The organism is Janthinobacterium sp. GW460-12-1-14-LB5 (genome assembly GCF_059423585.1).
This window is the reverse complement of record NZ_JBWKYD010000019.1, coordinates 76,409-101,201: the sequence shown is the minus strand read 5'-3', so window position 1 is coordinate 101,201 and position 24,793 is coordinate 76,409. Positions and strand designations below refer to the sequence as shown.

Genomic DNA, 24,793 nt, shown 5'->3' with positions numbered 1-24,793 from the left:
ATAACTTGTTCGGCCCTGTCCGATGCAATACCCCGGGCTTTGTTATGATGGTGGTTTTGATCCACGCGAAACCCGTCATGTTCGAATTTCTCTTCAAGCGTTCTGCCAGCAAGACTGCCGTCCCCGATCCTGTCGTGGCAGAACAGGCCGCCGCCTCGGCGCAGAGCGCATCGCGCCGTGCCGAACAGGTTGCGCGTGCCCATGCCGTGGCGGGCGACGAAGCCGCCGCCTGTGAGTTCATCCTGTCCAGCGAATTTGCCGATGCCCGCCTGATCGCGGCCGAACACGTCCATAGCTTGCCCCTGCTGGAAAAAGTCCACCATGCCATGCGCAACACGGACCGCCGCGTTGCCAAGCTGATGCAGGGCCGTATCGACCTGATCCGTCATCAGGCTGCCGAGACGCAACGCGCCCAGGCCAGCATCGATACGGCCCAGCGCCTGATGAATGATGACAAGCTGAGCCCCAACCAGGTAGCCGAGCTGGACCGCCAATGGCAGGTCATCAAGTCCACGCCCGAGCTGGCGGCCGCCTTTGCCGCCGCGCGCGCCGCGCTGGCCGCCCGCCTGGAAGCGCAAGTGGTGCTGCAGCGCGCCGTAATCGACGCCGTGGGGGCCATGCGCGCGCTGGCCAGCAATGGCCAGTCCGCAGAAGAACTGGCCCAGTCGCTGGCCCGCCTGGACGCGGAACATGCGCAGCATGCACAGTCGCCCGAGCGCGGCTCGCTGCCGAAACACCTGGAACTTGACTTTGCGCAAGCACGCGAACAGGCGCAGTCCGTCTTGCAGGCGCTGCAGCAGCACCAGGCCGTGTTCGATGCGCGCCAGGCTGCGCTGGCTGAATGGCAGGCGCAGGACGCCGCCACCCTGGACGCCGACGCCTTGAAGCGTGGCTGGCAAGCCTTGCCGCGCCTGCCCGAATCGAGTTTGTCCGACAGCTTGCAGCAGCAATTTGCGGCCCTGCTGGCCAGTGCCCCAGCGCCTGTCGTTCCTGCTGCAGACGTGGCTGCGCCAGCGCATGCGGAACCGGCGCCGCGCAAGCCGCGCCAGGAACACGCCCCCGTGTCGAAGGAAGCAACGGAGCAGTTCATCAAGACCCTCGACGCCATGGACGCGGCCTTGCAGGAAGGCTTGCTGCACGTGGCGTCCGAGCACGATAAAACCTTGCGCGATAGCAAGCATGGCCGCTTGACGCCGGCCCAGTCCGACCGCCTGGCCCATGTGCGCGCGCAATTCAAGCAATTGGCCGACTGGGCGCGCTGGGGCGGCAACGTGTCGCGCGAGGAACTGGTTAAGGCGGGCGAGGAATTGCCGGCGCAGCAATTGCCAATGGCCGAGCTGGCCAAGAAAGTGGGCAGCCTGCGCGAGCGCTGGAAGTCGCTCGACACCTTGTCCGGCCCCGCGCCGAAGTCCCTGTGGGAGCGTTTCGACGCCGCCTGCAGCGTGGCATACGCACCGGCGGCCCAGCATTTCAAGCAACTGGCCGAAGAGCGCCACGGCAATGCGGCCAAGGCCCAGGAACTGATCGCGGAAACGGCGGCCCTGGCGGCCGAAGAGAGTACCGACTGGAAACATGTTGCTTCCGCCTCGCAGCGCTTGCGCCAGGCGTGGACGCGCCTGGGCACCATCGACCGCAAGGAAAAGAAACGCCTCGATGCGGAATTTGGCGCCGCGCTGGACGCCCTGTCGAAGCCGCTGGATACGCAGCGCCAGATCGAGACGGCGCGCCGCGAGCAATTGATCGTCGAGGTGGGCCTGCTCAAGCCATCGGAGCGCAACACGGTCGACATGCTGAAAGCCTTGCAGGATAAATGGCAGGAACTGGCGAAAGCCCTGCCGCTGGAACGCCGCGCGGAACAGGCGCTGTGGCAGCGTTTCCGCGCCGCCTGCGACGATATCTTCGCCAGACGCAAGGAAACGGCCCACGCGGCCGACCACGAGCGCCGCGAACACCTGCATGCGCGCGAAGCCCTGTGCGCCAGCCTGGAAACGGCCGTCGTGCCCGAGGGCGACGACAAGACCCGCAGCGCCTTCATCAATCACTTGCTGCGCGACACGCGCGCCACCTGGAACGCCACGGGCCCCGTGCCGCGCGCCAGCGAAGCGAAGATCGAGCAGCGCTACCAAGCGGCTGTTGCCGGCGTGCAAGCGCAGGCGGACGCCATCGCCGAGCGTGCCGGCGCGGCCCAGGCCAACGCCTTGCGCGACAAGCTGCGCCTGGTGCAGGCGCTGGAAGCCGCACTGGCGGACGGCGGCGACGGCGCCGACGCGGCCAGCTGGTCCGAGCGCTGGAGCGCCTTGCCGCCGCTCGACGCCCAGTACGAACGCAGCCTGCAGCAGCGCTTTGCCGCCGCCCAGGCCGCGCTGGGCGACGGTGCTGCCGCCTACGTGCGGCAATTGCAGGCCAACCAGGAACGCTTGCTCGCTGAAGTCTTGCGCCTGGAAATCGTTGCCGGCGTCGACAGCGGCGCAGAATTTGCCCGCGACCGCCTGAAAATGCAGGTGGAAGTGCTGCAATCGTCGCTCAAATCGGGCCAGAAGCCGCTCACGCAAGTGTCGCAGCTGATGCAGCTGTGCGCGATTGCCGCCGCTACCGATGCGCGCACGGCCAGCCGCATCGAAACCCTGCTGCGCCGCATCGGAGGCCACGCCAAATGAGTACATCCGTCCGCGTCCAGCACGCTGATTTTGACTTGAGTCAAGAAATCGCACAATTGCGTGCAGGCAACCCCAAGGTAGGCGCCGTCGTCGGCTTCGTCGGCACGGTGCGCGACATGAATGAAGGGCTGGACGTGGCCGCCATGGAGCTCGAGCACTATCCGGGCATGACGGAGAAATCCATCGAAGCCATCGTGGAGCAGGCGCGGGGTCGCTGGCCCCTGTCCGGCGCGCTGGTGATCCACCGCGTGGGTCCCTTGCTGCCGCAGGAGCAGATCGTGCTGGTGGCCGTCTCTTCCGCTCACCGGGGCGAGGCATTTGCCGCCTGCGAATTCATCATCGATTACCTGAAGACGGAAGCGCCGTTCTGGAAGAAGGAAGACACGCCCGAAGGGGCGCGCTGGGTCGATGCGCGCGACAGCGACGAGACGGCCCTGGACAAGTGGGCCGTAAAAGCAAGCGCCATTTGAAGCGAACGCGCCCCGCACCGTAGCATTTGCCAAAATGCATCAGTTTTCTGCTTTGTGTATGCTTGAAAAGTACTGCCTCACCCCAATTTGGTTAACAACTAATTAACCGGGAGCGCTTTTCATGCGACAAGACAAACTCACTACCAAATTACAGGAAGCCCTGGCCGATGCGCAAAGCTTGGCCGTGGGCAACGACAATCCCTATATCGAACCAGTCCACCTGCTGACTGCCCTGTTGAACCAGGACGACGGCGGCGCCCGTTCGCTGTTGCAGCGGGCCGGCGTCAACGTGGGCGGCCTGTCGAAGGCCCTGGGCGCCTCGATCGAACGCCTGCCGAAGGTATCGGGCACGGGCGGCGATGTGCAGGTCAGCCGCGAATTCGTGGCCCTGCTGAACCTGGCCGACAAGGAATCGCAAAAGGCGGGCGACCAGTTCGTGTCCAGCGAAATGGTCTTGCTGGCCATGACGGACGACAAGTCCGACTGCGGCAAGCTGGCGCGCGAAAACGGCCTGACCCGCAAGGCGCTGGAAGCGGCCATCGACGCCGTGCGTGGCGGCAACAAGGTCGATTCGCAAGAGGCCGAAGGCCAGCGCGAAGCCTTGAAAAAATACACCCTGGACCTGACGGAGCGGGCGCGCAAGGGCAAGCTCGACCCTGTCATCGGCCGCGACGATGAAATCCGCCGCACCATCCAGATCCTGCAGCGCCGCAGCAAGAACAATCCCGTGCTGATCGGCGAACCGGGCGTGGGCAAGACGGCCATCGTCGAAGGCCTGGCGCAGCGCATCGTCAACGGCGAAGTGCCCGAGTCGCTGAAAGGCAAGCGCGTGCTGGCGCTGGACATGGCCGCCCTGGTTGCCGGTGCCAAGTTCCGCGGCGAGTTCGAGGAGCGCCTGAAGTCCGTGCTGAAGGAACTGGCCATGGATGAAGGGCAAACCATCGTCTTCATCGACGAGATGCACACCATGGTGGGCGCGGGCAAGGCCGACGGCGCGATGGATGCCGGCAATATGCTGAAACCGGCCCTGGCGCGGGGCGAACTGCACTGCGTGGGCGCCACCACGCTCGACGAGTACCGCAAGTACATCGAGAAGGATGCCGCGCTGGAACGCCGCTTCCAGAAAGTGCTCGTCGACGAACCGACCGTGGAAGCGACGATCGCCATCCTGCGCGGCTTGCAGGATAAATATGCGCTGCACCACAAGGTGGAAATCACGGACGCGGCCATCATCGCCGCAGCGGAATTGTCGCACCGCTACATCACGGACCGCTTCCTGCCCGACAAGGCGATCGACCTGATCGACGAGGCGGCGGCGAAGATCAAGATCGAGATCGATTCCAAGCCGGAAGTGATGGACAAGCTGGAACGCCGTTTGATCCAGCTCAAGATCGAACGCGAAGCCGTCAAGAAGGAAAAAGACGAAGCATCGCTGCGCCGCCTGGGCCTGATCGAGGAAGAGATCGTCAAGCTGCAGCGCGAATACAATGACTTCGAGGAAATCCTGAAGGCGGAAAAAGCCGTGGTGCAGGGCAGCACGCACATCAAGGAAGAGATCGAGCAAGTCAAGCTGCAGATGGAGCAGGCCACGCGCGAGAGCAACTGGCAGAAAGTGTCGGAATTGCAATACGGCAAGCTGCCGCAGCTGGAAGCCCAGCTCAAGCAAGCCGACAGCGGCATCCCGAAACTCGATCCTGACCAGCCGAAACTGCTGCGCACGGAAGTGGGCGCCGAGGAAATCGCCGAAGTGGTGTCGCGCGCGACGGGCATTCCCGTGTCGCGCATGATGCAGGGCGAACGCGACAAGCTGCTGCACATCGAAGAGAAGCTGCATGAGCGCGTCGTGGGCCAGGATGAAGCGATCACGGCCGTGGCAGACGCCATCCGCCGCTCGCGCGCGGGCCTCTCCGATCCTAACCGTCCATATGGTTCCTTCATGTTCCTGGGACCGACGGGCGTCGGCAAGACCGAGCTGAGCAAGGCGCTGGCGACCTTCCTGTTCGATACGGAAGAATCGATGATCCGCATCGACATGAGCGAGTTCATGGAGAAACATTCCGTGGCCCGCCTGATCGGCGCGCCGCCAGGCTATGTCGGTTACGACGAGGGCGGCTACCTGACGGAAGCCGTGCGCCGCAAGCCGTACAGCGTGATCCTGCTCGACGAAGTGGAAAAGGCGCATGCCGACGTCTTCAACGTGCTGCTGCAAGTGCTCGACGATGGGCGCATGACGGACGGCCAGGGCCGCACGGTGGACTTCAAGAATACCGTCATCATCATGACCTCGAACCTGGGTTCGCACAAGATCCAGGCCATGGAAAGCGATGATCCCGGTGTCGTGAAGCTGGCCGTGATGGCCGAGGTACGCTCGCACTTCCGTCCCGAATTCGTCAACCGCATCGACGAAATCGTCGTGTTCCACGGCCTCGACGAGAAGAATATCGGCGCGATCGCGAAGATCCAGCTGAAGATCCTCGAAGAACGCCTGGCGCGCATGGACATGCAGCTGAGCCTGACGGACGCTGCGCTGCAGCAAATCGCCGAGGCGGGCTACGACCCGGTATATGGGGCACGTCCGTTGAAACGGGCAATCCAGCAGCAGATCGAAAATCCGCTGTCGAAGCTGATCCTCGAAGGCCGCTTCGGCCCGAAAGACGAGATCCGCATCGACGCCCAGAACGGCAACCTGGTGTTTACGGGTGCGCAAGTGGGGCTGGACAAGGTGTAATTTACCCCAAAGGCGAAAGGCTGGGGTGGGACCCTCAGGGTCCCACCCCGGTGTTTGCGGTGGGGGTTGATTTAGCAGTAATAAGCAGGGCGGTATCAGGCTAGACCTGATGCCGCCCTTCTTGCTATCATCGTCACTATTTTCTGACTAATTTTCGGAGGCGGTACGATGGCAAACACATGGCAAGCAGGGCGGCGCATTGGAGTGGGACTGGCCTTGGCGGCGGCCATGCTGGCATTGTCGGCCCAAGCTCAGGCCCAGGAAGAGAAGGTCCTGAACATCTATAACTGGTCGGACTATATCGGCGACGATACGATCAAGAATTTTGAGAAGGAAACGGGCATCAAGGTGCGCTACGATGTTTTCGACAATAACGAAATCCTCAACGCGAAACTGGTGGCGGGCAAGTCCGGCTACGACATCGTCGTGCCGACGGCCCAGTGGGCGCGCCTGCAGATCGATGCGGGCCTGTTGCGCAAGCTCGACAAGAGCAAGCTGACGAACCTGGGCAACCTGGACCCGAACCTGCAGGCGAAATTGTCGAAGATCGACCCGAACAACGATTACCTGGTCGACTGGCTGTGGGGCTACACGACGGTGGGCATCAACGTCAACAAGGTCAAGGCCGCGCTGGGCGGCATGCCCATGCCCGACAACGCCTGGGATTTGATCTTCGACCCGAAATACGCGGCGAAGCTGAAATCGTGCGGCGTGTCCTTCCTCGACTCGCCGTCGGAAGTGCTGCCGGCCGCCCTGCAATACCTGGGCAAGCCCGCGTACTCGAAAACGGCTGCCGATTACCAGGAAGCGGGCAAGGTGCTGCAGGCGATCCGCCCCTACGTGACCCTGTTCAGCTCGTCAGGCTACATCAACGACATGGCCAACGGCTCCGTCTGCGTGGCGCTGGGCTGGTCGGGCGACATCAATATCGCGCGCCAGCGCGCCATCGACGCGAAGAATGGCAATGTGATTCAGGTGCTGGTGCCGAAGACGGCCGCCCTGATGTTCGACACCATGGCCATTCCCGCCGACGCGCCGCACCCGAACAATGCGCACCTGTTCATCAATTACATTTTGCGTCCGCAAGTGCATGCCAGCCTGAGCAACAAGGTGTTCTATGCGAATCCGAATCCGGCCAGCATCAAATATGTGCGCAAGGACATCGGTGAAAACAAGGCCATCTTCCTGTCCGACGCCGACAAGCAGCGCATGGCCGCGCCAGAAGCGACCACGGCCGATATCCGCCGCCTGATGACGCGCATTTATACGAAGTTCAAGACGGGAGTGTAATACGGGAGCGTAAGACGGGAGCGTAAAAACAAGGATGGCGCGAGGGACGGGCCTGTAGGCCGTCGCTGGCGCCATGCGATATTGCCGAGGTGAACACTACTCGTGGTAGCGGTCCATCAGCTTGTGATGACTGCCGCGCATTTCTTCGATCAGTTCAAAGGCGACGAAGCCGATGATGGCGGCGAAGATGGCGATGAAGAGAAAAACGAGGAAGGTTAACATGGTCTTTCAGCCGCCGTTGGACGGCTGTCCGCTGGGTTGCTCAATGTGCCAGAGCAGCGCTCCAACACGTAGTTGATGCAATTAAACTCTAGCAGATCGGCAGCGCTTTGCAAGGCTGCCGAGTTGTAATTCTTACTAGCATTTGTCCCAGCGCACTTTTTGCGCATTTTCTGCTTCAGCTCCCTTATTTCACCACTAGGTCATGCGCCATCACGGCCTTCAAATAGACGCTGATGGGGTCGCCCGGTTCGCGCTGCGAAAACCACCACGCGCTGGCCTTGCGCATTTCCCATTCCTGCTCTTCACCCGTCAGCAGCAGGGCGGCCGCCTGGCCCAGGGTGGGCTGGTGGCCGACGATGAGCACGCTTTCCTTGCCTCCGGGCCAGTTCGCCGCCTTGAGGATGTCTTCCGCCTCGGCGCCCGGTGCCAGTTCCGGCATCAGCTTGAACTTGCGGCCCAGCGCTTCGGCCGTTTGCAGGGTGCGCAGGGCGGGGCTGACGAGGATACGGCAATTTTCCGGTAGTTGCGAGGCCAGCCATTCGCCCATGCGGCGCGCCTGTTTCTGCCCTTTGACGGTCAGGGCGCGTTCCAGGTCGGGGACGCCCGGCTCCGCTTCTGCGTGCCGCCACAAGATGAGATCCATGTTGTACTCCTCTGTGTAGAATTGCCTATTCGCCGACCTCCGCGCCCGGCGTGCCCAGTGTGTGCATCAGGTATTGCTGGGCGCTGAACGGCATTTGCTTGCCGCGCGGCTTGCGGCGCGCGTAATGGCCCGTCGGCTCCAGTTCCCATGCATTCGTATTATCCTTCAAATACGGATTCAGGCCCTCGGCGATCACGCGCCGCTTCAGCGCCCGGTCCAGCACGGGGAAGGCCACTTCCACCCTGCGGAAAAGGTTGCGGCTCATCCAGTCGGCGCTGGCCAGGTAGACATCGTGCGCCAGATCATTGCGGAAGTAGTAAATACGGCTGTGTTCGAGGAAACGCCCGATCACGGAGCGCACCTTGATGTTTTCCGACAGGCCAGGCACGCCCGGCTTCAGGGTGCAGGCGCCGCGCACGATCAGGTCGATCTTCACGCCATCGGTCGAGGCCGCATACAGGGCGCGGATCACGGATTCATCGACCAGCGCATTGACTTTCACGATGATGCGTCCGCGCCGGCCGGAACGGGCGATCTTCGCCTCGTTGCGGATCGCCTTGATGATCTCGCTTTGCAGGCCGAACGGCGCCAGCCACAAATGGTTCAGGTTGTGCGGCTTGGTCAGGCTGGTGAGATGAATGAACACCTCATTGACTTCCACGGCCAGGTCCTGGTTGGCCGTCAGCAAGCCGAAATCCGTGTACAGCTTGGTGGTCGTGGGGTGGTAGTTGCCGGTGCCCAAGTGGGCGTAGAAGCGCAGCGCGCCTTCTTCGCGGCGGATGACGAGCGCCACCTTGGCATGGGTTTTCAGCCCCACCACGCCGTACACGACTTGCGCGCCCGCCTGTTCCAGCTTGTCGGCCCAGTTGATATTGGCTTCTTCGTCGAAACGCGCCATCAATTCCACGATGACCGTCACTTCCTTGCCCATCTTCGCCGCCGTGATCAAGGATTCCATCAGGTCGGAGTTCATGCCGGTGCGGTAGATCGTCTGCTTGATGGCCACGACGGACGGATCGTAGGCGGCGCTGCGGATGAAGTCGATGACCGTCTGGAACGATTGATACGGGTGGTGCAGCAGGATGTCGTGCTTGGTCAGCGCGGCAAAGATGTCGTTGCCGATGGCTTTATGGGCCAGGCCGGGGAAGAACGGCGGGAAGCGCAGCTCGGGCTGCTTGACGTGGTCGATCATCTCCGACAGGCGCACCAGGTTGACGGGGCCGTTGACGCGGTAGAGCCGGCTTTGATCCAGATTAAACTGGTCGAGCAGGAATTGCGACAATTCTGGTGGGCAATTGCGCGCCACTTCCAGGCGCACGGAGGTGCCGAACTGGCGCCCCACGAGTTCGCCTTTTAACGCCTGGCGCAGATTCTTGACTTCGTCTTCATCGACCCACAGGTCGCTGTCGCGCGTGACGCGGAATTGCGAATAGGCAATCACCTCGCGTCCGGCGAACAGGTCCGAGATATGCGCATGGATCACGGACGACAATAAACAGAAGGACACGCCGTCGCCCGATATGTCGTCCGGCAACTTGATGACACGCGGCAAGACGCGGGGCGCCTTGACGATGGCGATGGCCGTGCCGCGGCCGAACGCATCCTTGCCGCTCAGCGAAACGATGAAATTGAGACTCTTGTTGACTACCTGTGGGAACGGATGGGCCGGGTCGAGGCCGATCGGGGTCAGCAGTGGGCGCACTTCGCGGTCGAAATACTGCTTGACCCAGGCGCGCTGCGCCTCGTTGCGGTCGCTGTCGCGCAGCAAATGCACGCCCGCTTCACGCAGGGCCGGCAAGACTTCGCTATTTAATATCTCGTACTGGCGTTCCACCAGTGCATGGCATTCCTTGCCGATGCGCTCCAGGTTGGCCGCCAGGGCAGGGTGGCCGGCCAGCGAACCGCCGATGCTGCCGGCCGCCAGCAGGCTGGCCACGCGCACCTCGAAGAACTCATCCATGTTACTGCTGACGATGCACAGGTAGCGCAGGCGCTCGAGCAGCGGAATGTTCGGGTCTTCCGCCTGGGCCATCACGCGCCGGTTGAAAGTCAGTTGCGACAGCTCGCGGTCAAGCAGGATGCCCGATTTGGTCACTTCCGTGTGCAGTTCAGGTTTCATATTCTTTTGTCTTTGCAGATAGTTAATTCTAGCCGTATTTCATCATGTATGACGCGTTGTGAGTGTAATCATGAAATATGACGTAAGCGTGACATAAGCTGTCATAAAGCGTCGCCCGTCCTGTCATTTTTCGCGCCAAAAAGGGCGATTCCCGGGGCGTAGCCAATTATTTCAGGATTTTTTACCCATGTCATAAAGCTGTCATATTCGCTTGCTAGACTGCGCAGCATTCAACCGGGACTTTGAGCCCTAACAACCCTGAGGACTTGATATGCAAATGAAGCAAATGTTCAAATTTATCGTCGTGGGTGCTTCGGCAGCGATGGCATTTTCTTCCGCTTCCGTCATGGCGGCAGATATGACAGGTGCTGGTGCAACCTTCCCGTACCCGATCTACGCCAAATGGGCTGAGACGTACAAAGCCAACACGGGCAACGGCCTGAACTACCAGTCCGTCGGTTCCGGCGCCGGCATCAAGCAAATCAAGGCCAAGACTGTTGAATTCGGCGCTTCGGACATGCCTTTGAAGGCGGAAGAGCTGGAAGAAGCGGGCCTGATGCAGTTCCCGGCCATCATGGGCGGCGTGGTCACCATCGTCAACCTGGACGGCGTGACCCCAGGCCAGCTGAAAATGACGGGCAAGGTCGTTGGCGACATCTACCTGGGCAAGATCACCAAGTGGAGCGCTCCCGAGATCGCCGCACTGAACAGTGGCGTCAAGCTGCCGGACACGGAAATCACCGTGGTGCACCGCGCCGACGGTTCGGGCACGTCCTTCCTGTTCACCGACTTCCTGTCGAAAACCAACCCGGAATTCAAATCGAAAATCGGCGCTGGCTCGGCCGTGAAATGGGCTGTCGGCGTGGGCGGCAAGGGTAACGAAGGCGTCGCCGCCAACGTACAGCGTATCAAGGGTTCGATCGGCTACGTCGAGTGGGCTTACGCCAAGAAAAACAAGATGTCGCACACCCAGCTGCAAAACAAGGACGGCAACTTCCTGCAGCCTGACGACGAAAACTTCAAGGCAGCCGCCGCTTCGGCACCCTGGACGCAAACCCCAGGCTTCGGCGTGGTCCTGACCGACCAGGCTGGCAAGAACAGCTGGCCGATCACGGGCGTGTCGTTCATCCTGATGCACAAAGTCCAGGCTGACGCAGCCAAGGCAAAAGAAGTCCTGAAATTCTTCGACTGGGCCTACAAGAACGGCGGCCCTGCTGCCGTCGAACTGGACTACGTGCCGATGCCGGCATCGGTCGTGAAACTGGTGCAGGAATCGTGGAAAGCCAATTTGAAAGATGCATCGGGCAAAGCAATTTACTAATCCGATAGTCTGAATACAGCAATATCCATCCTTGCCCCCGCCAGCAGCACGGCGGGGCAGGGAGTTAGCCAGGACCGCCCGCAAGCCCTTGCAGGCGTTCCCGGCTAAAAGAGCAAAATAAAAATAGCAGTACCTGCAGTACCACCCACATGGCACATTATGAGCGCACAATCTACCTCCTCCACGATCCCCATGCCAGGCGGCACCATGACCGATTCCATCAGTCACGCGCAAATGCTTTCCACCATGCGCAAGCAGCGCATCCAGGATTTCATGTTCCACAAGGTGACGATGCTGTTCGCCCTGTCGGTGCTGATCGTCCTGGTCGGCATCATCATTTCGCTGATCATGGAATCGATACCGGCCTTCAAGACCTTCGGCCTGCATTTCATCGTCTCGGCCGAGTGGGACCCCGTCAATGACCAGTACGGCGCCCTGATTCCCATCATCGGCACCCTGGTGACCTCCGTCATCGCCTTGCTGATCGCCTTTCCCGTCAGCTTCGGCATCGCCCTGTTCCTCACGGAAATCTGCCCGGCCTGGCTGCGCCGCCCGCTGGGCACGGCTGTCGAGCTGCTGGCTGGCGTGCCATCGATCATCTACGGCATCTGGGGCCTGTTCGTGTTTGCCCCCCTGTTTGCCGACCACGTCCAGCCTATCCTGAAAGCCACGCTGGGCAACGTGCCCGTCATCGGCCAGCTGTTCAGCGGCCCCATGATGGGCATCGGCTTGCTGACGGCCGGCCTGGTGCTGGCCATCATGATCATCCCCTTCATCGCTTCCGTGATGCGCGACGTGTTCGAAATCGTCCCTGCCGTGCTGAAGGAATCCGCATACGGCCTCGGCTGCACGCGCTGGGAAGTGGTGCGCAAGATTGTCTTGCCGTACACCAAGACCGGCGTCGTCGGCGGCGTCATGCTGGGCCTGGGCCGCGCACTGGGCGAGACCATGGCCGTGACCTTCGTCATCGGCAACGCGAACAAACTGTCGTGGTCGCTGTTTGCCGCCGGTAACAGCATCACCTCGCTGCTGGCGAACGAATTCGGCGAAGCGCAATCCGAACTGCACGTGGCGTCGCTGTTCTCGCTGGCCCTGATCCTGTTTGTCATCACCTTTATCGTCTTATCCGCCGCCAAGCTGATGCTGGCTGGCATGTCCCGCAAGGAAGGCACGAAATGAGCCAGCTCAGCCAAGTTAGTACCCACGACGCTCCGGCCAAGCCGGCCATGAACCCCGTCTACCGCAAGCGCCTGCTGATGCACCGCATCGGCATCGCCCTGTCGGTGGCGGCCATGGCCCTGGGCCTGGCCGTGCTCGTGTGGATCCTGTTCACCCTGGTGATCAAGGGTTTCGGCGCCTTGTCCGTCGACCTGTTCACGCAAACGACGCCGGCCCCCGGCAGCGAAGGCGGCGGCCTGATCAATGCCATCGTCGGCAGCGCCCTGATGGTGGGCCTGGCGACGGTCGTCAGCACGCCGATCGGCATTCTGGCGGGCATCTACCTGGCCGAATACGGCGAAGAAAACAAGCTGGCGCAAGTGACGCGCTTCGTGACCGACATCATGCTGTCGGCCCCATCCATCGTCATCGGCCTGTTCGTGTATGCGCTGTACGTGGCGCACGTCAAACATTTCTCCGGTTATGCGGGCGCCATCGCCCTGTCGCTGATCGCCGTGCCCGTGGTGGTGCGCACAACGGACAATATGCTGCGCCTGGTGCCGAACAGCCTGCTGGAAGCCGCATTTGCCCTCGGTGCGCCGCGCTGGAAGGTGGCGACACTCGTGCGCTTGCGCGCCGTCAAGGCGGGCGTCATCACCGGCGTATTGCTGGCCCTGGCCCGCATCGCCGGCGAAACGGCACCGCTGCTGTTCACGGCCCTGAATAACCAGTTCCAAAGCTTCAACATGAATGCGCCGATGGCCAACTTGCCGTCCGTCATCGCATCGTTTGCGATGAGCCCGTACGACAACTGGCGCTCGCTGGCCTGGGGCGGCGCACTGCTGATCACCTTCAGCGTGCTGGCCTTGAATATCCTGTCGCGTACCGTGTTCAGCCAAAAAGTCCCACATTAAACAGATACCGAGCGAAGCGAACCCATATGAATACGCAAATGAATCCAGCCCAAGACCTGGCACCAAAGAAAAAAACCATCGAGATTTCGGGCCTGAACTTTTTTTACGGCAAAACGCAAAGCTTGCATAACGTCAACCTGGACATCCACGAGAAGAAGGTTACCGCCTTCATCGGCCCGTCCGGTTGCGGAAAATCAACCCTGCTGCGCACCCTGAACCGCATGTACGACCTGTATCCGGGCCAGCGCGCGGAAGGTTCCATCCTGTATCGCGGCCGCAACGTGCTCGACGCCGACCAGGACGTCAACATGCTGCGCGCCAAGGTCGGCATGGTGTTCCAGAAGCCGACGCCGTTCCCCATGTCCGTCTACGACAACATCGCCTTCGGCGTGCGCCTGTATGAAGACCTGTCGAAGGGCGAGATGGATGAGCGCGTCGAGTGGGCCCTGAAAAAGGCGGCGCTGTGGGGCGAAGTCAAGGACAAGCTGACCAAGAGCGGCCTGTCGCTGTCGGGCGGCCAGCAGCAGCGCCTGTGCATCGCGCGCGGCGTGGCCGTGAAGCCGGACGTCTTGCTGCTCGATGAGCCGACCTCGGCGCTGGACCCGATCTCGACGTCGAAGGTGGAAGAGCTGATCAGCGAACTGAAACAGGATTACACGATCGCCATCGTGACGCACAATATGCAGCAGGCGGCGCGCTGCTCCGACTACACGGCGTATATGTATCTGGGCGAACTGGTGGAATTCGGCGAAACGGACCAGATTTTCATGAATCCGGCCCGTAAGGAAACGCAGGATTACATCACGGGCCGCTTCGGCTGATCCGAACAGAATAACGATATACAAGACAACTGAATACGGAGAGACAGCATGTTAGGCGAACATTCATCCAAGCAATACGATAACGAACTCGAAGCGATCCGCTCGAAAGTGCTCCTGATGGGCGGCATCGTTGAAACCCAGTTCCTCGACGCGATGACGTGCTTTCGCATCGGCAATGCCGAGCGTGCCGACCGCGTGATGCGCGAAGACGACGTCGTCAACCAGCTGGAAGTGTCGCTCGACGACGCCTGCAGCCATCTGATCGTGCGCCGCCAGCCGGCCGCCAACGATTTGCGCACCATCATGGCCACCATCAAGGTGATTACCGACCTCGAACGCGTAGGCGACGAGGCGACGAAAATCGCCCGCGTGGCGAAGAACCTGCACAAGCGCGGTAACGGCGTCGTCAACCATTACGAGATGGTGCGCGGCATCGCCAACACGGCCACCGACATGCTGCACGACGCGCTCGACGCCTTCGCCCGCAACGATGGCAAGCTGGCCTTACAATTAATTGCACAAGATGCCATCATCGACCATGAGTTTCGGTCTATCATGCGCAACTTGATTACCTTTATGATGGAAGACCCGCGCACGATTTCGGCGGCGCTCGATACCCTGTGGGTGGCCAAGGCCATCGAACGGATCGGCGACCATGCGAAAAACATCGCCGAATACGTGATTTACGTGGTTGAAGGCAAGGACATCCGCCACACCAAGGTGGCTGCTCCCGCCATTTCCGAGGAGCTCCCTGAGTAAGCTTTATGGCATCTGATAAAACCACGGTATTGATTGTTGAAGATGAGCCGGCCATCGTTGAACTGGTGACCTATTCGCTGCGCGAATCCGGCTGGAATTGCTGTTCCGTACAAAACGTCGCCGATGCCTGGGAATTCATCCAGCACCGCACGCCGCATCTGATCCTGCTGGACTGGATGTTGCCGGACCAGACGGGCTTGCGCCTGCTCTCGCGCATCCGCGCCGACCGCAATTTCGCCGCCATCCCCGTCATCATGCTCACCGCCAAGAGCATGGAAGAAGACAAGCTGGCCGGCCTGAACAGCGGGGCCGACGATTACGTCACCAAGCCGTTCTCGCCGCGCGAGCTGCTGGCGCGTGCCAAAGCCTTGCTGCGACGCAAGAGTCCGGAACATGCGCAGGCGCCCATGCGCGCCGGCAACGTGGCCCTGGACCCCGTCAGCTGCACCGTCATGATGGATGAACAGAAGATCGATATCGGCCATGCCGAATACAAGCTGCTGAAATTCCTGCTGGCCCATCCGGAACGCGTGTTTTCGCGCAGCCAGCTGCTCGACAAGGTGTGGGGCGACCATGTGGTGATCGAGGAACGCACGGTCGATGTCCACGTATTGCGCTTGCGCAAAGCCTTGAAAGAGGCGGAAAGCCTGATCAAGACGGTGCGCAGCGTCGGCTACATGTTGTCTGAAAAGTAAAGCTTGCCTCTATGAATCCGAAATTGCTGTTCTGGGTACCGGCCGCCTTGCGCATGGTGCTGGCGCTGCTGGGCGTGGCCGTCGTCTGGTATCTGTTCGGCGCCACGTATGCGCTGGGCATCGCCTTCGTGCTGATGGCCATGATGGTGTTCGTGCAGCTGTCGTATCTGTTCCAGCTGAGCAATTGGCTGGATAATCCGCAAAGCGCCAGGCTGCCCGACGGCTGGGGCGCCTGGACCAGCATCTTTGCGCGTTTGTACCGCATGCGCCGCGACGACGAGAAAAACCAGGCCGAGCTGACGGAATGGCTGGCGCGTTTCCGCCAGGCCATGCACCTGTTGCCGGACGGCGTCGTCATCATGGACGACGTGCTCTTCCTCGAATGGTGTAATCCTGCCGCCGAGAAACACCTGGGCCTCACGCACGAGCGCGACAAGGGCATGCGCGTGACCAACCTGATCCGCAGCCCCGAGTTCATGGATTACATCATCCTGGGCCGCTACGACCAGCCGCTGACGATCACCTTCCGCAACCGCAAGCTGATCGTGCAAATCATTCCGTTTGAAAACCGCCGCCAGATTCTCGTCACGCACGATGTGACGGAGACGGAACGCATCGAAATGATGCGCCGCGACTTCATCGCCAATGCCTCGCACGAACTGCGCACGCCGCTGACGGTCATCGTGGGCTTCCTGGAAATCGCTTCCGCCGAACTGGACCTGGACGCCGCCACGCGCGCCGCCCACCTCAAGCTGATGACGGAGCAGGGCCACCGCATGCAGCATCTGATCGAGGACATGCTGACCCTGTCACGCCTGGAATCGGTCGATTATCCGCTGCGTCCCGAGCCCGTGGATGTCAAAAAGCTCATGCAGCAGGTCTTGCGTGACGCCAAGGGCTTGTCGGCAGGCAAGCATGAAGTGACCATGGAATGCAACGGCCCCGACGTGCTGGGCAGCTACGACGAGCTGTATAGCGCGTTCGGCAACCTGGCCTCGAATGCCGTGCGCTACACCCCGGCCGGCGGCACCATCACCTTGCGCTGGCAGGATGGCCCGGCCGGACCGCAATTTATCGCGCAAGATACGGGCATCGGCATCAGCCAGGAGCATATTTCGCGCCTGACGGAACGTTTTTACCGCGTCGACAAGAGCCGTTCGCGCGAAACCCAGGGCACGGGCCTGGGCCTGGCCATCGTCAAGCACGTGCTGCTGCGCCACGGCGGGACGTTGGCGATCCAGTCCGTGGCCGACAAGGGCAGCAGCTTTATCGTCAGCATGCCCAAGTCCGTCGTCACGCCGCTGCAGGGCGAATTGCTCGTCAAGTAAGCGGGGGAGGCCGCTCCCTGTTTCCCCGGCGACTGGTGCAAGCTTGGCATAAGTCGTTACAATCAGGCCATGACTTTAATCAACGCCTCTTTTCGCCATGCCGGCGCGCAGCAACTGGCCCAGTCGCTGCAAGCCGCGCGCCAGGATACCCTTTCCCTGTTCGACTGTTATGTCAGTGCCGGCCTGGACGTGGTGGCGGGCCTGCCCCGTCATCCGCGCCTCACGCCGCCCTTGTGGCAACTGGCGCAGATCGCCTGGTTTGCCGAGTGGTACATCCTGCGCGAAGCGGCATCGAGCCACCCGGCCGACGCCATCTATAACTCCCTGCTGACGCGCGGCGACGACTTGTTCGACGCCAACATGGTGGAGCACCGCGCGCGCTGGAAGCTGGAACTGCCCAGTCCCGGCGCCGTCAAAACGTATTGCCGCGAAGTACTTGACCGCGTGCTCGATAAGCTCTCGCGCGAAGCCAATGTTGACAGCGCCCTGGCGCCGTACCGTCTGGCCCTGGCGCATGAAGACCTGTGTGGCGAGGAAATGCTGGCCGGCTTGCAATGGCTGGGCCTGGAAGCGCCGGAATCGCTCGCTGTCAGCCCGGCCTTGCCGCCAGGCGCGGGGGAGATCGCTTTTCCTGGCGGCACCATCGCACTGGGCTCGCCGCGCGGGGACGGGTTTGCCTTCGACAATGAATCGCCGCCTCATAGCTGCTACGTGGCGCCGTTTTCCATCGATGCTTGCGCCGTCTCCAACGCGCAGTTTGCCGACTTCGTCGCCGATGGCGGCTACCAGAACCGCCAGTTCTGGAGCGCGGCCGGCAGCGCCTGGCTGATGCGGCAGGAGCGCTCATCGCCTTTATATTGGCTGCGCGAAGCGACGCAGTGGCGCACCATGCGTTTCGGCCGGCGCACGACCTTGCCGCCGAATGAAGCCGTGCGCCACATCAATCTGTATGAAGCGCAGGCGTACTGCGCCTGGGCGGGCCGCCGCCTGGCGACCGAGGCGGAATGGGAGTATGCTGCGCTGTCCGGCCACCCGCGCTTTCACTGGGGCCAGGTATGGGAGTGGACGGCGACGCCGTTCGAGCCGTATCCGGGCTTTGCGGTGGATGCCTGGCGCGAATATTCTGCGCCGTATTTCATGCAGCACCAGGTGCTGCGCGGCGCCGCCTTCGCCACGCCGCCGCGCCTGCATTCGCCCCGCATGCGCGCCTTCCACGCGCCCGAACGGGGCGACATCTTTGCCGGCCTGCGCACCTGCGCCTGGTAGCGCGCCGAAAACAGACATCATTTCAGGATACCCTTGAGTACAGATAACGCCCCGCAGTTCATTCCCAAACGCATCACGCCCACGCCGGAGCAGGTCGCCATCCAGACGGCGCAAAAGAAAGTGGTCTTGATCGACGCCAATGCCGGCGCGGCCAAGACGACGACCCTGGCCCTGCGCCTGGCCGAGGCGCTGCACCGGGGCCGCGCGCCCGAGCGCATGCTGGCCCTCGTGTTCACCGAGGCGGCGCGCGTGGCCCTGCGCCAGCGCCTGCTGGAAGTGGGCGTGCCGCTGGGCGTCGTCAAGCGCCTGACCATCGACACCTTCGACGCCTTTGCCGCCAAGGTGCTGTTGCAGCTGGAAAATATGCAAGTGGCATCCATGCGCAGCGATGAAGAGCTGCGCCCGATTGCCTGGGAAGCGCTGGAAGTGGTGTCCGAGAAATACGCTCACCGCTACCCGCTGGAAATCAATACGACCAACGGCGCCATCGCCGAATTCCTGAAACTGCAGTTGCGCACCAAGGCCCGCCTGGATTTCCAAAATCCCGACTTCGAGAGCAATTCCCTCGACGACAACCTGGAGCTGCTGGGCATGTCGCGCACGCATTATCTGTGGCTGCGCGAATACGAAGGCTTGCGCGGCGCCGACACGGGCGATATCCAGTTCCGCGCTCCGTTCGACGCCACCTACGACCTCGTGCGCATGCTCGACGGCGACGAACCGCTGCGCCAGCAATTGCCGGCCTTCCAGATCATCGTGGCCGATGAATTGCACGACTTGAACGAAGCGTCGTTCCGCCTGCTGACCATGCTGATACGCCGTGGAAATGCGTTTTTCTGCGGCGCCGGCGACAAGGATCAAGTGATCTACACGTGGTCGGGTGCCGACCACCGCTTCCTGCGTCAGCGTTTCGAGCAGGAATTTCCCGCCTTGCAGCGCCTGCCGCTGACGGCGTCCTACCGCTACGGCCCGCAGCTGGCGCAGGCCGTGGGCGTGCTGAAAAACAAGGCCAGCGTGTCGGCCCTGTCGCGCGCCACCCACATCGAACTGCTCGAGTACGACCATGCGCAGCCGCAAGCGTGCAGCGCGCAGCTGATCGCCGCGCTCGAACACGCGCATGCGGGCACGACGGCCATCTTGCTGCGCGACCGCGACCAGGCCATCCGCGTGGAAACGGCGCTGTTCCAGAGCGGCATCGCGTATGGCCTGGTGGATATGAACAGTTATCTGCTGAGCCTGGAAGTACTGATGCTGCGCGGCATGGTCGCCATCGCCCGCAAGGATTTGCACGCGATCAAGAGCGGCCCGCGCCGCGGCGAGATCCTCGAAGCCCTGGTGGCCTTCGCGGAAATCCCTTTTACACGCGCGGAATTGCAGCAAGCCAAGGCCGACGTGGCCAATTACCCGGATCTGCTGGAAGGCTTCTTGACGAACCAGCTGGCCAAGTCGCAGAACCAGGACAAGGCGGCGCTGACCCTGGCCGCCGTCGATTACCTGCGCGCGCTGCCCCCGGACGCCTTGGCGGGTGATGCGCTGCAGCACATCTTTGGCCTGATGCAGCTGGAACAGACGGCGCGCCGCATCTATGTCGACCCGGCCCAGGCGCGGGTCGTGGCCCGGTCCCTGCACGGTTTTATCGACGTGTGCCGCGAAGCGGGCGTGGCGCTGGGCGGCTTTGCCGGCTGGCTGGGCGAGATGGAAGACGCCGTGACGGTGTCGACCGGCAAGGCCAAACTCGTCATCGCCTGCATCGACCAGATCAAGGGGCTCGAATACAACCACGTGATCTTGCCTTACCTGGCCGTCGATGAGTTCCCGCGCAGCAAGACCGACCCGCTGGAAGAAGAGAACCGTTTCTATGTGGCCGCCACGCGCGCGCGCGACAGGCTCACCTTGCTCACGCCGCAAGACCCCGCCTGGCGCAGCCGCTACATCGCCGCCCTGCAGCTGAAGATTGTTGCGTCCAAGTCATAGATCTTTTGCCGTGCGGCCGCTTTTTGCGAAAGACGAAAGCGGGCATACTGGGCTGGTGTGATTGACAGCAATCTAACCAGACAGGAGCAACTATGAAAGTGTTTTTAACGGGCGCAGCAGGTTTCATCGGCAGTTCCATCGCGGCGGGCCTCGTGCGCGCCGGCCACCAGGTGACGGGCCTCGTGCGCAAGCCGGAGCAGGTGGCCGAGCTGGCTACCATCGGCGTGCAAGGCATCGTCGGCACCTTGAACGACCGCGAGCTGATCATCGAGCAGGCGAAGGCGGCCGATGCCGTCATCAATGCGGCCAGCAGCGACCACCGGGGCGCCGTCGAAGCCATCATTGAAGCGCTGGCCGGCAGCAACAAAGTGTTTCTGCATACCAGCGGCTCGTCCATCGTGGGCGACGCTTCGGGCGGCGAGGGCACGGAACAGATTTATGTCGAAGACAAGCTGCCGGCGCCCACGGCCGACAAGGCGGCCCGGGTCGCCATCGATGATTTGATCCTGGCCAGCGCCGCGCAAGGCGTGCGCGCCAGCGTGCTGTGCAACACCTTGATCTATGGCCATGGCGCCTTGCCGCGCGACAGCGTGCAATTGCCCCGCTTATTGAAACAGGCGCGCAAGAGCGGTATCGTGCGCCACGTGGGTCCGGGCCGCAATATCTGGTCGAACGTGCATATCGACGATGTCGTCAGCCTGTATTTGCTGGCGCTGGAAAAGTCGCCCGCCGGCACCTTTTACTTTGTCGAGTCGGGCGAGGCGGCTTTCCGCGACATGACGGCCGCCATCGCCCAGGCGCTTGACCTGGGGCCTGCACAGGACTGGCCGCTGCCCGAGGCGATTGCCGAATGGGGCTACGAGATGGCGTCGTATGGCCTCGGTTCCAACAGCCGCGTGCGCGGCGAACGGTCGCGCAAGTTGCTGGGCTGGCAGCCGCAGGGACCGTCCGTGCTGGCATGGATCAAGCACGACATGCTGCAGCCGCCGCACGCCACGGCTGCTTGATGCACCTCAGCAAAACCGCATCTGTGTGCGCTAGCGAACGGTGCTTTTGCCTGATCGGGAGTATGATGGCTTTGCTTGGTTGAGACGCACTGCCGTGAAGTTGGCGGCATGTTCGATCTTCCAGCAGGTCAGCCGGTCGCCTCAAGGATCGGCACCAGATTTCCGCCGCTGGCGCGCTTGCGCCAGGCGGCTGTGCACTGCAACTCCAGGTCGCGGTGTGAACTGCGAACCCCTTCAAGGCCGGCGCTAGCCGGTCTTTTTTTTGCCTGTCGTTTCCTCCGCCGCGCCATTCACCGCCACCTGTCCGCCATTCGCCGAAGCGCCGTTTGCGCGCGGCCCAAATCCGCGTATCTTTACGATCAACCAACTTCAAGGGGTGACCGTGAAACCTGAACCAGCTTATTGCCGCCGTACCCAGCTGCTGTGGGGCGTGCTGCTGATCGCCATCGGCGCCGTCATCCTGCTGGACCGGCTCGATGTGATCTATCTCCACGATTACTATGCACTATGGCATTATTGGCCGCTCATACTGGCCGTCTTCGGCCTCAACAAGCTGCTCACGCCCGTGTCCGCCAAGCAGGTACTGAGCGGCCTGTGGCTGATCTTCTTTGCCGCCTGGTGGTATGTGTCGTATGAAGAACTGTGGAACTTGAATTTCTACAATAGCTGGCCAGCCTTGCTGATCGCCTGGGGCGTGGGCCTCGTGCTGGAACCGCTGTTGAACAAACATTTTATTGCCTACCGGGAGTCCGAGCATGAAAAATAAACCGCCGCTGCACTCGCCATCGCAGATCGTGCTGGGCGTCATCGTCATCGGTCTGGGGCTGCTGTTCCTGCTCGATAACCTCGGTTTCATCAGCGTGCGCTATACCTTCCGCTTCTGGCCCACCATCCTCATCATTTTCGGCTTGCTGAAAATTTCGCAAAGCCATACCCGCTCCGGCTACATTCTCGGCGGCGTGATGGTCTTGCTGGGCTTGAGCTGGACCCTGAAAGCCATGGGCTTGTTCTATATCAATTGGAGCATGCTGTGGCCGCTGCTCATCATCGCCGCCGGCGTGGCCGTGGTGTCGAAATCCTTGCCTGGCGCGCAGCAGCGCCAGCGCCGCCGGCATTTTGCCGCGCCACCCGACGGCACCGCTGCGCCCGACGCATTCGGCCAGCCCAGGAATGGCGCCGTTTCCCTCGACAAGGAAGCAGTATCGGCAGCGCCCGGCACGGGCGGCCAGGCGGACGACGACAGCATCATCGAAGTGACGGCCATCCTGGGCGGCTACGTGCGGCGCGTGTCGTCGCAGCGCTTCAGGGGCGGCGATATCAATGTCATCATGGCCGGCTGCGAAATCGACTTGCGCCAGGCATCGATCGAAGGCGAAGCCGTGCTCAACGTATTTGCCCTGTGCGGCGGCGTCACCATCAAGATTCCGCCCGACTGGAGCGTCGTGCTGCAGGGCACGCCCATCCTCGGCGGCTTCGAGGAAAAGACCATCGTGCCGCCGAACCAGGCCAAGCGTCTGTACGTGACGGGTTACGCCATCATGGGCGGCCTGGAAATCCGCAACTAGGCGCGCATGTCCGGGTCCTTGTCGAAGCGGCGCGGCGCCGTGGTGGTGTTCCTGGTGTGCATTGCGCTGGGCCTGGCCCTGGCTTGTATTTTGGCCAGGGTGGCCCACGCACCGTGGCTCAACGCCATCGTGCTGGTGGTGCCCGCCACGCTCGTGTATGCGATCGGTTCGGGCTTTTCCGCGTTTTACCTGTGCCGCGCCTACCCCTTGCACGCCCGCCATCCGCTCGCCATCGCCGGCGTGATGGGCGTGGCGGCCCTGTTCGCGGGCTTGCTGTGGGCTACTTTGCTGCAGTTCTTGAACAGCATCAGCCTGTTGCCGGATGTGCGCTGGCTGGGCGTGAACCTGACGCAGTCGCTGCTGGCCCTGTTCTTCGGCCTGGGCGCGCTGCTGTATTGCCTGGCTGCCGCCGTGCATTATTTGTTGCTGGAATTCGTGCGCGCCAGGATGGCCGAACAGCGGGGGCTGGAAGCGCAACTGACGGCGCAGGAAGCGCAATTGCGCATGCTGCGCACGCAAATCGATCCGCATTTTCTGTTCAATAGCCTGAACTCCATCAGCGCCTTGACGTCCATCAATGCGGCGGGTGCGCGCCAGATGACGGTGCAGCTGGCCAGCTTCTTTCGCCAGAGCCTGAGCCTGGAAGCGCACAAGCACATTACCGTGGAGCAGGAACTGGTGCTGATCCGCCACTTTCTCGCCATCGAGCAAGTGCGTTTCGGCGAACGCCTGCAAGTGGCGGAAGCCATCGACGCCGCCGCGCTGGCGTGTTTTCTGCCACCGATGCTGATACAGCCGCTGGTGGAAAATGCCGTCAAGCATGGTATCTGCGGCTTGACGGAGGGCGGGCTGATCGCTATCGAGGCCCGGCGCGCGGGCAGCCTGCTGCAGATTGCCGTGCGCAACCCGATTGATGCGGATCAAGGAACGGCCCGCGGCAATGGCGTAGGCCTGGAGAATGTGCGCCAGCGCCTGGCCGGCGCCTATGGCCACGAGGCCAGCGTGCACTGGGGCCGGCGCGACGGCCATTTCGAAGTGACGATTTCCATGCCGGCGCAGACCGGCGACACGGAGGAAGCATGATGCAGGCAAGAATGCGGGTCGCCATCGTCGATGATGAATTGCTGGCGCGCAGCGTGCTGCGCGAATACCTGGCGCGCCATGACGATATCGACATCGTGGCCGAGTGCGCCAACGGCTTCGACGCCGTCAAGGCCATCGCGGAACTGGAACCGGAACTGGTGTTCCTCGATATCCAGATGCCGCGCCTGGACGGCTTCGAAGTGGCCGAGCTGATCGGCGCGAAGACAAAGTTGATCTTTGTCACGGCCTACGACCAGTACGCCTTGAAAGCGTTCGAATGCCATGCCCTCGATTATCTGTTGAAACCGTTCAGCGAACAGCGCTTCGAGCAGGCGCTGGCCCATGCCCGCGCCAACCGCAGCTTGCCCGAAACTGTGCAAACGCTGGCGCGCGAGGCGGCCACCCGCGCGGCGCCCCTGGACCGCGTGCTGATACGCGACGGCGCCAGGGTCCACGTGATCGCCAGCGCCCGGATCGACTATATCGAAGCGCAGGACGATTACATCAGTATCCGTTCCGAGGGCAAGTCCTACCTGAAAAGCCAACGCTTATCGGAACTGGAAACCCAGCTCGACCCCGCCAAGTTCCTGCGCGTGCACCGCTCGTATCTGCTCAATATCGACGGTATCCGCCGCATCGAGGCGGCGACGAAAGACAGCCACGTGGCCATCTTGCGCGACGATACGAGGATACCCGTGAGCAAGGCGGGGTATCAGAAACTCAGATTACTGGTGGGCTAGCATTTTCTGTGATGTAGATACATAATCATCTTC

The 24,793-nt window shown here is 62.0% G+C and carries 21 protein-coding genes; 18 read left to right on the top strand and 3 right to left on the bottom strand.

Annotated elements, in window-relative coordinates; translation table 11 throughout:
* The first annotated feature begins 77 nt into the window (after nucleotides 1-77).
* From AC07X6_RS19920 to AC07X6_RS19905, 4 genes are all read left to right on the top strand, one after another.
* Entirely contained in the window at nucleotides 78-2,657 is a 2,580-nt protein-coding gene (locus tag AC07X6_RS19920) for a DUF349 domain-containing protein (protein WP_494792123.1), read from the top strand.
* Nucleotides 2,654-3,127, top strand: coding sequence for a molybdopterin synthase catalytic subunit MoaE (moaE, locus tag AC07X6_RS19915; protein ID WP_230541003.1), 474 nt, complete (start codon nucleotides 2,654-2,656; stop codon nucleotides 3,125-3,127). The genes AC07X6_RS19920 and moaE overlap by 4 nt, the downstream gene beginning before the upstream one ends.
* Before the next feature lie 121 nt (nucleotides 3,128-3,248).
* Nucleotides 3,249-5,855 carry an ATP-dependent chaperone ClpB gene (gene clpB, locus AC07X6_RS19910; protein ID WP_070221393.1) on the top strand — a complete coding sequence of 869 codons (2,607 nt, stop codon included), beginning with the start codon at nucleotides 3,249-3,251 and terminating at the stop codon, nucleotides 5,853-5,855.
* A 168-nt stretch (nucleotides 5,856-6,023) separates the two neighbouring features.
* Nucleotides 6,024-7,145 carry a polyamine ABC transporter substrate-binding protein gene (locus AC07X6_RS19905; RefSeq protein WP_494792122.1) on the top strand — a complete coding sequence of 374 codons (1,122 nt, stop codon included), beginning with the start codon at nucleotides 6,024-6,026 and terminating at the stop codon, nucleotides 7,143-7,145.
* Nucleotides 7,146-7,241: 96 nt separating this feature from the next.
* Here the strand turns inward: AC07X6_RS19905 and AC07X6_RS19900 are convergent, their stop codons facing one another.
* The 3 genes from AC07X6_RS19900 to ppk1 form a co-directional block, all read right to left on the bottom strand.
* Nucleotides 7,242-7,367: a hypothetical protein gene (locus AC07X6_RS19900; protein WP_254926692.1), complete on the bottom strand. Its 126-nt coding sequence runs from the start codon at nucleotides 7,365-7,367 to the stop codon at nucleotides 7,242-7,244.
* A 184-nt stretch (nucleotides 7,368-7,551) separates the two neighbouring features.
* The gene (gene sixA, locus AC07X6_RS19895) at nucleotides 7,552-8,010 is read right to left on the bottom strand and encodes a phosphohistidine phosphatase SixA (RefSeq protein WP_230541001.1); all 459 of its coding nucleotides are present in this window, start codon (nucleotides 8,008-8,010) and stop codon (nucleotides 7,552-7,554) included.
* A 25-nt stretch (nucleotides 8,011-8,035) separates the two neighbouring features.
* Entirely contained in the window at nucleotides 8,036-10,129 is a 2,094-nt protein-coding gene (ppk1, locus tag AC07X6_RS19890) for a polyphosphate kinase 1 (RefSeq protein ID WP_494792121.1), read from the bottom strand.
* Between the two features lie 271 nt (nucleotides 10,130-10,400).
* Here ppk1 and pstS point away from each other — a divergent pair, with 271 nt between their 5' ends.
* The 14 genes from pstS to AC07X6_RS19820 all read left to right on the top strand — a co-directional run bounded on the left by pstS (nucleotide 10,401) and on the right by AC07X6_RS19820 (nucleotide 24,760).
* On the top strand, nucleotides 10,401-11,450 hold the full coding sequence (gene pstS, locus AC07X6_RS19885; RefSeq protein ID WP_494792120.1) for a phosphate ABC transporter substrate-binding protein PstS: 1,050 nt from the start codon (nucleotides 10,401-10,403) through the stop codon (nucleotides 11,448-11,450).
* A 207-nt stretch (nucleotides 11,451-11,657) separates the two neighbouring features.
* Nucleotides 11,658-12,629, top strand: coding sequence for a phosphate ABC transporter permease subunit PstC (gene pstC / locus AC07X6_RS19880; RefSeq protein WP_230540998.1), 972 nt, complete (start codon nucleotides 11,658-11,660; stop codon nucleotides 12,627-12,629).
* Complete coding sequence (pstA, locus tag AC07X6_RS19875) at nucleotides 12,626-13,522, top strand: phosphate ABC transporter permease PstA (RefSeq protein WP_230540997.1); 897 nt, start codon at nucleotides 12,626-12,628, stop codon at nucleotides 13,520-13,522. Before pstC ends, pstA begins: the two co-directional genes overlap by 4 nt.
* Nucleotides 13,523-13,560: 38 nt before the next feature.
* Nucleotides 13,561-14,343 (top strand): phosphate ABC transporter ATP-binding protein PstB, encoded by a 783-nt coding sequence (pstB, locus tag AC07X6_RS19870; RefSeq protein ID WP_373631409.1) that lies wholly within the window; start codon nucleotides 13,561-13,563, stop codon nucleotides 14,341-14,343.
* 48 nt (nucleotides 14,344-14,391) lie between these two features.
* Nucleotides 14,392-15,102 carry a phosphate signaling complex protein PhoU gene (gene phoU / locus AC07X6_RS19865; RefSeq protein ID WP_076570862.1) on the top strand — a complete coding sequence of 237 codons (711 nt, stop codon included), beginning with the start codon at nucleotides 14,392-14,394 and terminating at the stop codon, nucleotides 15,100-15,102.
* Nucleotides 15,103-15,107: 5 nt separating this feature from the next.
* Nucleotides 15,108-15,797 (top strand): response regulator, encoded by a 690-nt coding sequence (locus tag AC07X6_RS19860; protein WP_034755074.1) that lies wholly within the window; start codon nucleotides 15,108-15,110, stop codon nucleotides 15,795-15,797.
* Nucleotides 15,798-15,808: 11 nt separating this feature from the next.
* Nucleotides 15,809-17,125 (top strand): phosphate regulon sensor histidine kinase PhoR, encoded by a 1,317-nt coding sequence (gene phoR, locus AC07X6_RS19855; protein ID WP_230540996.1) that lies wholly within the window; start codon nucleotides 15,809-15,811, stop codon nucleotides 17,123-17,125.
* A gap of 69 nt (nucleotides 17,126-17,194) precedes the next feature.
* Nucleotides 17,195-18,391 carry a selenoneine synthase SenA gene (gene senA, locus AC07X6_RS19850; protein ID WP_494792119.1) on the top strand — a complete coding sequence of 399 codons (1,197 nt, stop codon included), beginning with the start codon at nucleotides 17,195-17,197 and terminating at the stop codon, nucleotides 18,389-18,391.
* A 33-nt stretch (nucleotides 18,392-18,424) separates the two neighbouring features.
* On the top strand, nucleotides 18,425-20,365 hold the full coding sequence (locus AC07X6_RS19845) for a UvrD-helicase domain-containing protein (RefSeq protein ID WP_494792118.1): 1,941 nt from the start codon (nucleotides 18,425-18,427) through the stop codon (nucleotides 20,363-20,365).
* Nucleotides 20,366-20,457: 92 nt separating this feature from the next.
* A complete protein-coding gene (locus AC07X6_RS19840) occupies nucleotides 20,458-21,372 on the top strand; it encodes an NAD-dependent epimerase/dehydratase family protein (RefSeq protein WP_494792117.1) in 915 nt (304 codons plus the stop codon).
* 382 nt (nucleotides 21,373-21,754) lie between these two features.
* Nucleotides 21,755-22,138 carry a LiaF transmembrane domain-containing protein gene (locus tag AC07X6_RS19835; RefSeq protein WP_230540992.1) on the top strand — a complete coding sequence of 128 codons (384 nt, stop codon included), beginning with the start codon at nucleotides 21,755-21,757 and terminating at the stop codon, nucleotides 22,136-22,138.
* Nucleotides 22,128-22,937: a LiaI-LiaF-like domain-containing protein gene (locus AC07X6_RS19830; protein ID WP_230540991.1), complete on the top strand. Its 810-nt coding sequence runs from the start codon at nucleotides 22,128-22,130 to the stop codon at nucleotides 22,935-22,937. Before AC07X6_RS19835 ends, AC07X6_RS19830 begins: the two co-directional genes overlap by 11 nt.
* 6 nt (nucleotides 22,938-22,943) lie before the next feature.
* Entirely contained in the window at nucleotides 22,944-24,020 is a 1,077-nt protein-coding gene (locus AC07X6_RS19825) for a sensor histidine kinase (protein WP_494792116.1), read from the top strand.
* 11 nt (nucleotides 24,021-24,031) lie between these two features.
* Complete coding sequence (locus tag AC07X6_RS19820; protein WP_494792144.1) at nucleotides 24,032-24,760, top strand: LytR/AlgR family response regulator transcription factor; 729 nt, start codon at nucleotides 24,032-24,034, stop codon at nucleotides 24,758-24,760.
* Nucleotides 24,761-24,793: the final 33 nt, after the last annotated feature.

Coding starts and splice junctions, on each gene's coding strand:
- phoU (WP_076570862.1), top strand. CDS start 14,392: ATGTTAGGCGAACATTCATCCAAGCAATACGATAACGAACTCGAAGCG.
- pstC (WP_230540998.1), top strand. CDS start 11,658: ATGACCGATTCCATCAGTCACGCGCAAATGCTTTCCACCATGCGCAAG.
- pstS (WP_494792120.1), top strand. CDS start 10,401: ATGCAAATGAAGCAAATGTTCAAATTTATCGTCGTGGGTGCTTCGGCA.
- AC07X6_RS19820 (WP_494792144.1), top strand. CDS start 24,032: ATGCGGGTCGCCATCGTCGATGATGAATTGCTGGCGCGCAGCGTGCTG.
- AC07X6_RS19905 (WP_494792122.1), top strand. CDS start 6,024: ATGGCAAACACATGGCAAGCAGGGCGGCGCATTGGAGTGGGACTGGCC.
- AC07X6_RS19900 (WP_254926692.1), bottom strand. CDS start 7,367: ATGTTAACCTTCCTCGTTTTTCTCTTCATCGCCATCTTCGCCGCCATC.
- senA (WP_494792119.1), top strand. CDS start 17,195: ATGACTTTAATCAACGCCTCTTTTCGCCATGCCGGCGCGCAGCAACTG.
- pstB (WP_373631409.1), top strand. CDS start 13,561: ATGAATCCAGCCCAAGACCTGGCACCAAAGAAAAAAACCATCGAGATT.
- clpB (WP_070221393.1), top strand. CDS start 3,249: ATGCGACAAGACAAACTCACTACCAAATTACAGGAAGCCCTGGCCGAT.
- AC07X6_RS19825 (WP_494792116.1), top strand. CDS start 22,944: ATGTCCGGGTCCTTGTCGAAGCGGCGCGGCGCCGTGGTGGTGTTCCTG.
- moaE (WP_230541003.1), top strand. CDS start 2,654: ATGAGTACATCCGTCCGCGTCCAGCACGCTGATTTTGACTTGAGTCAA.
- AC07X6_RS19920 (WP_494792123.1), top strand. CDS start 78: ATGTTCGAATTTCTCTTCAAGCGTTCTGCCAGCAAGACTGCCGTCCCC.
- pstA (WP_230540997.1), top strand. CDS start 12,626: ATGAGCCAGCTCAGCCAAGTTAGTACCCACGACGCTCCGGCCAAGCCG.
- AC07X6_RS19860 (WP_034755074.1), top strand. CDS start 15,108: ATGGCATCTGATAAAACCACGGTATTGATTGTTGAAGATGAGCCGGCC.
- AC07X6_RS19830 (WP_230540991.1), top strand. CDS start 22,128: ATGAAAAATAAACCGCCGCTGCACTCGCCATCGCAGATCGTGCTGGGC.
- sixA (WP_230541001.1), bottom strand. CDS start 8,010: ATGGATCTCATCTTGTGGCGGCACGCAGAAGCGGAGCCGGGCGTCCCC.
- AC07X6_RS19840 (WP_494792117.1), top strand. CDS start 20,458: ATGAAAGTGTTTTTAACGGGCGCAGCAGGTTTCATCGGCAGTTCCATC.
- phoR (WP_230540996.1), top strand. CDS start 15,809: ATGAATCCGAAATTGCTGTTCTGGGTACCGGCCGCCTTGCGCATGGTG.
- ppk1 (WP_494792121.1), bottom strand. CDS start 10,129: ATGAAACCTGAACTGCACACGGAAGTGACCAAATCGGGCATCCTGCTT.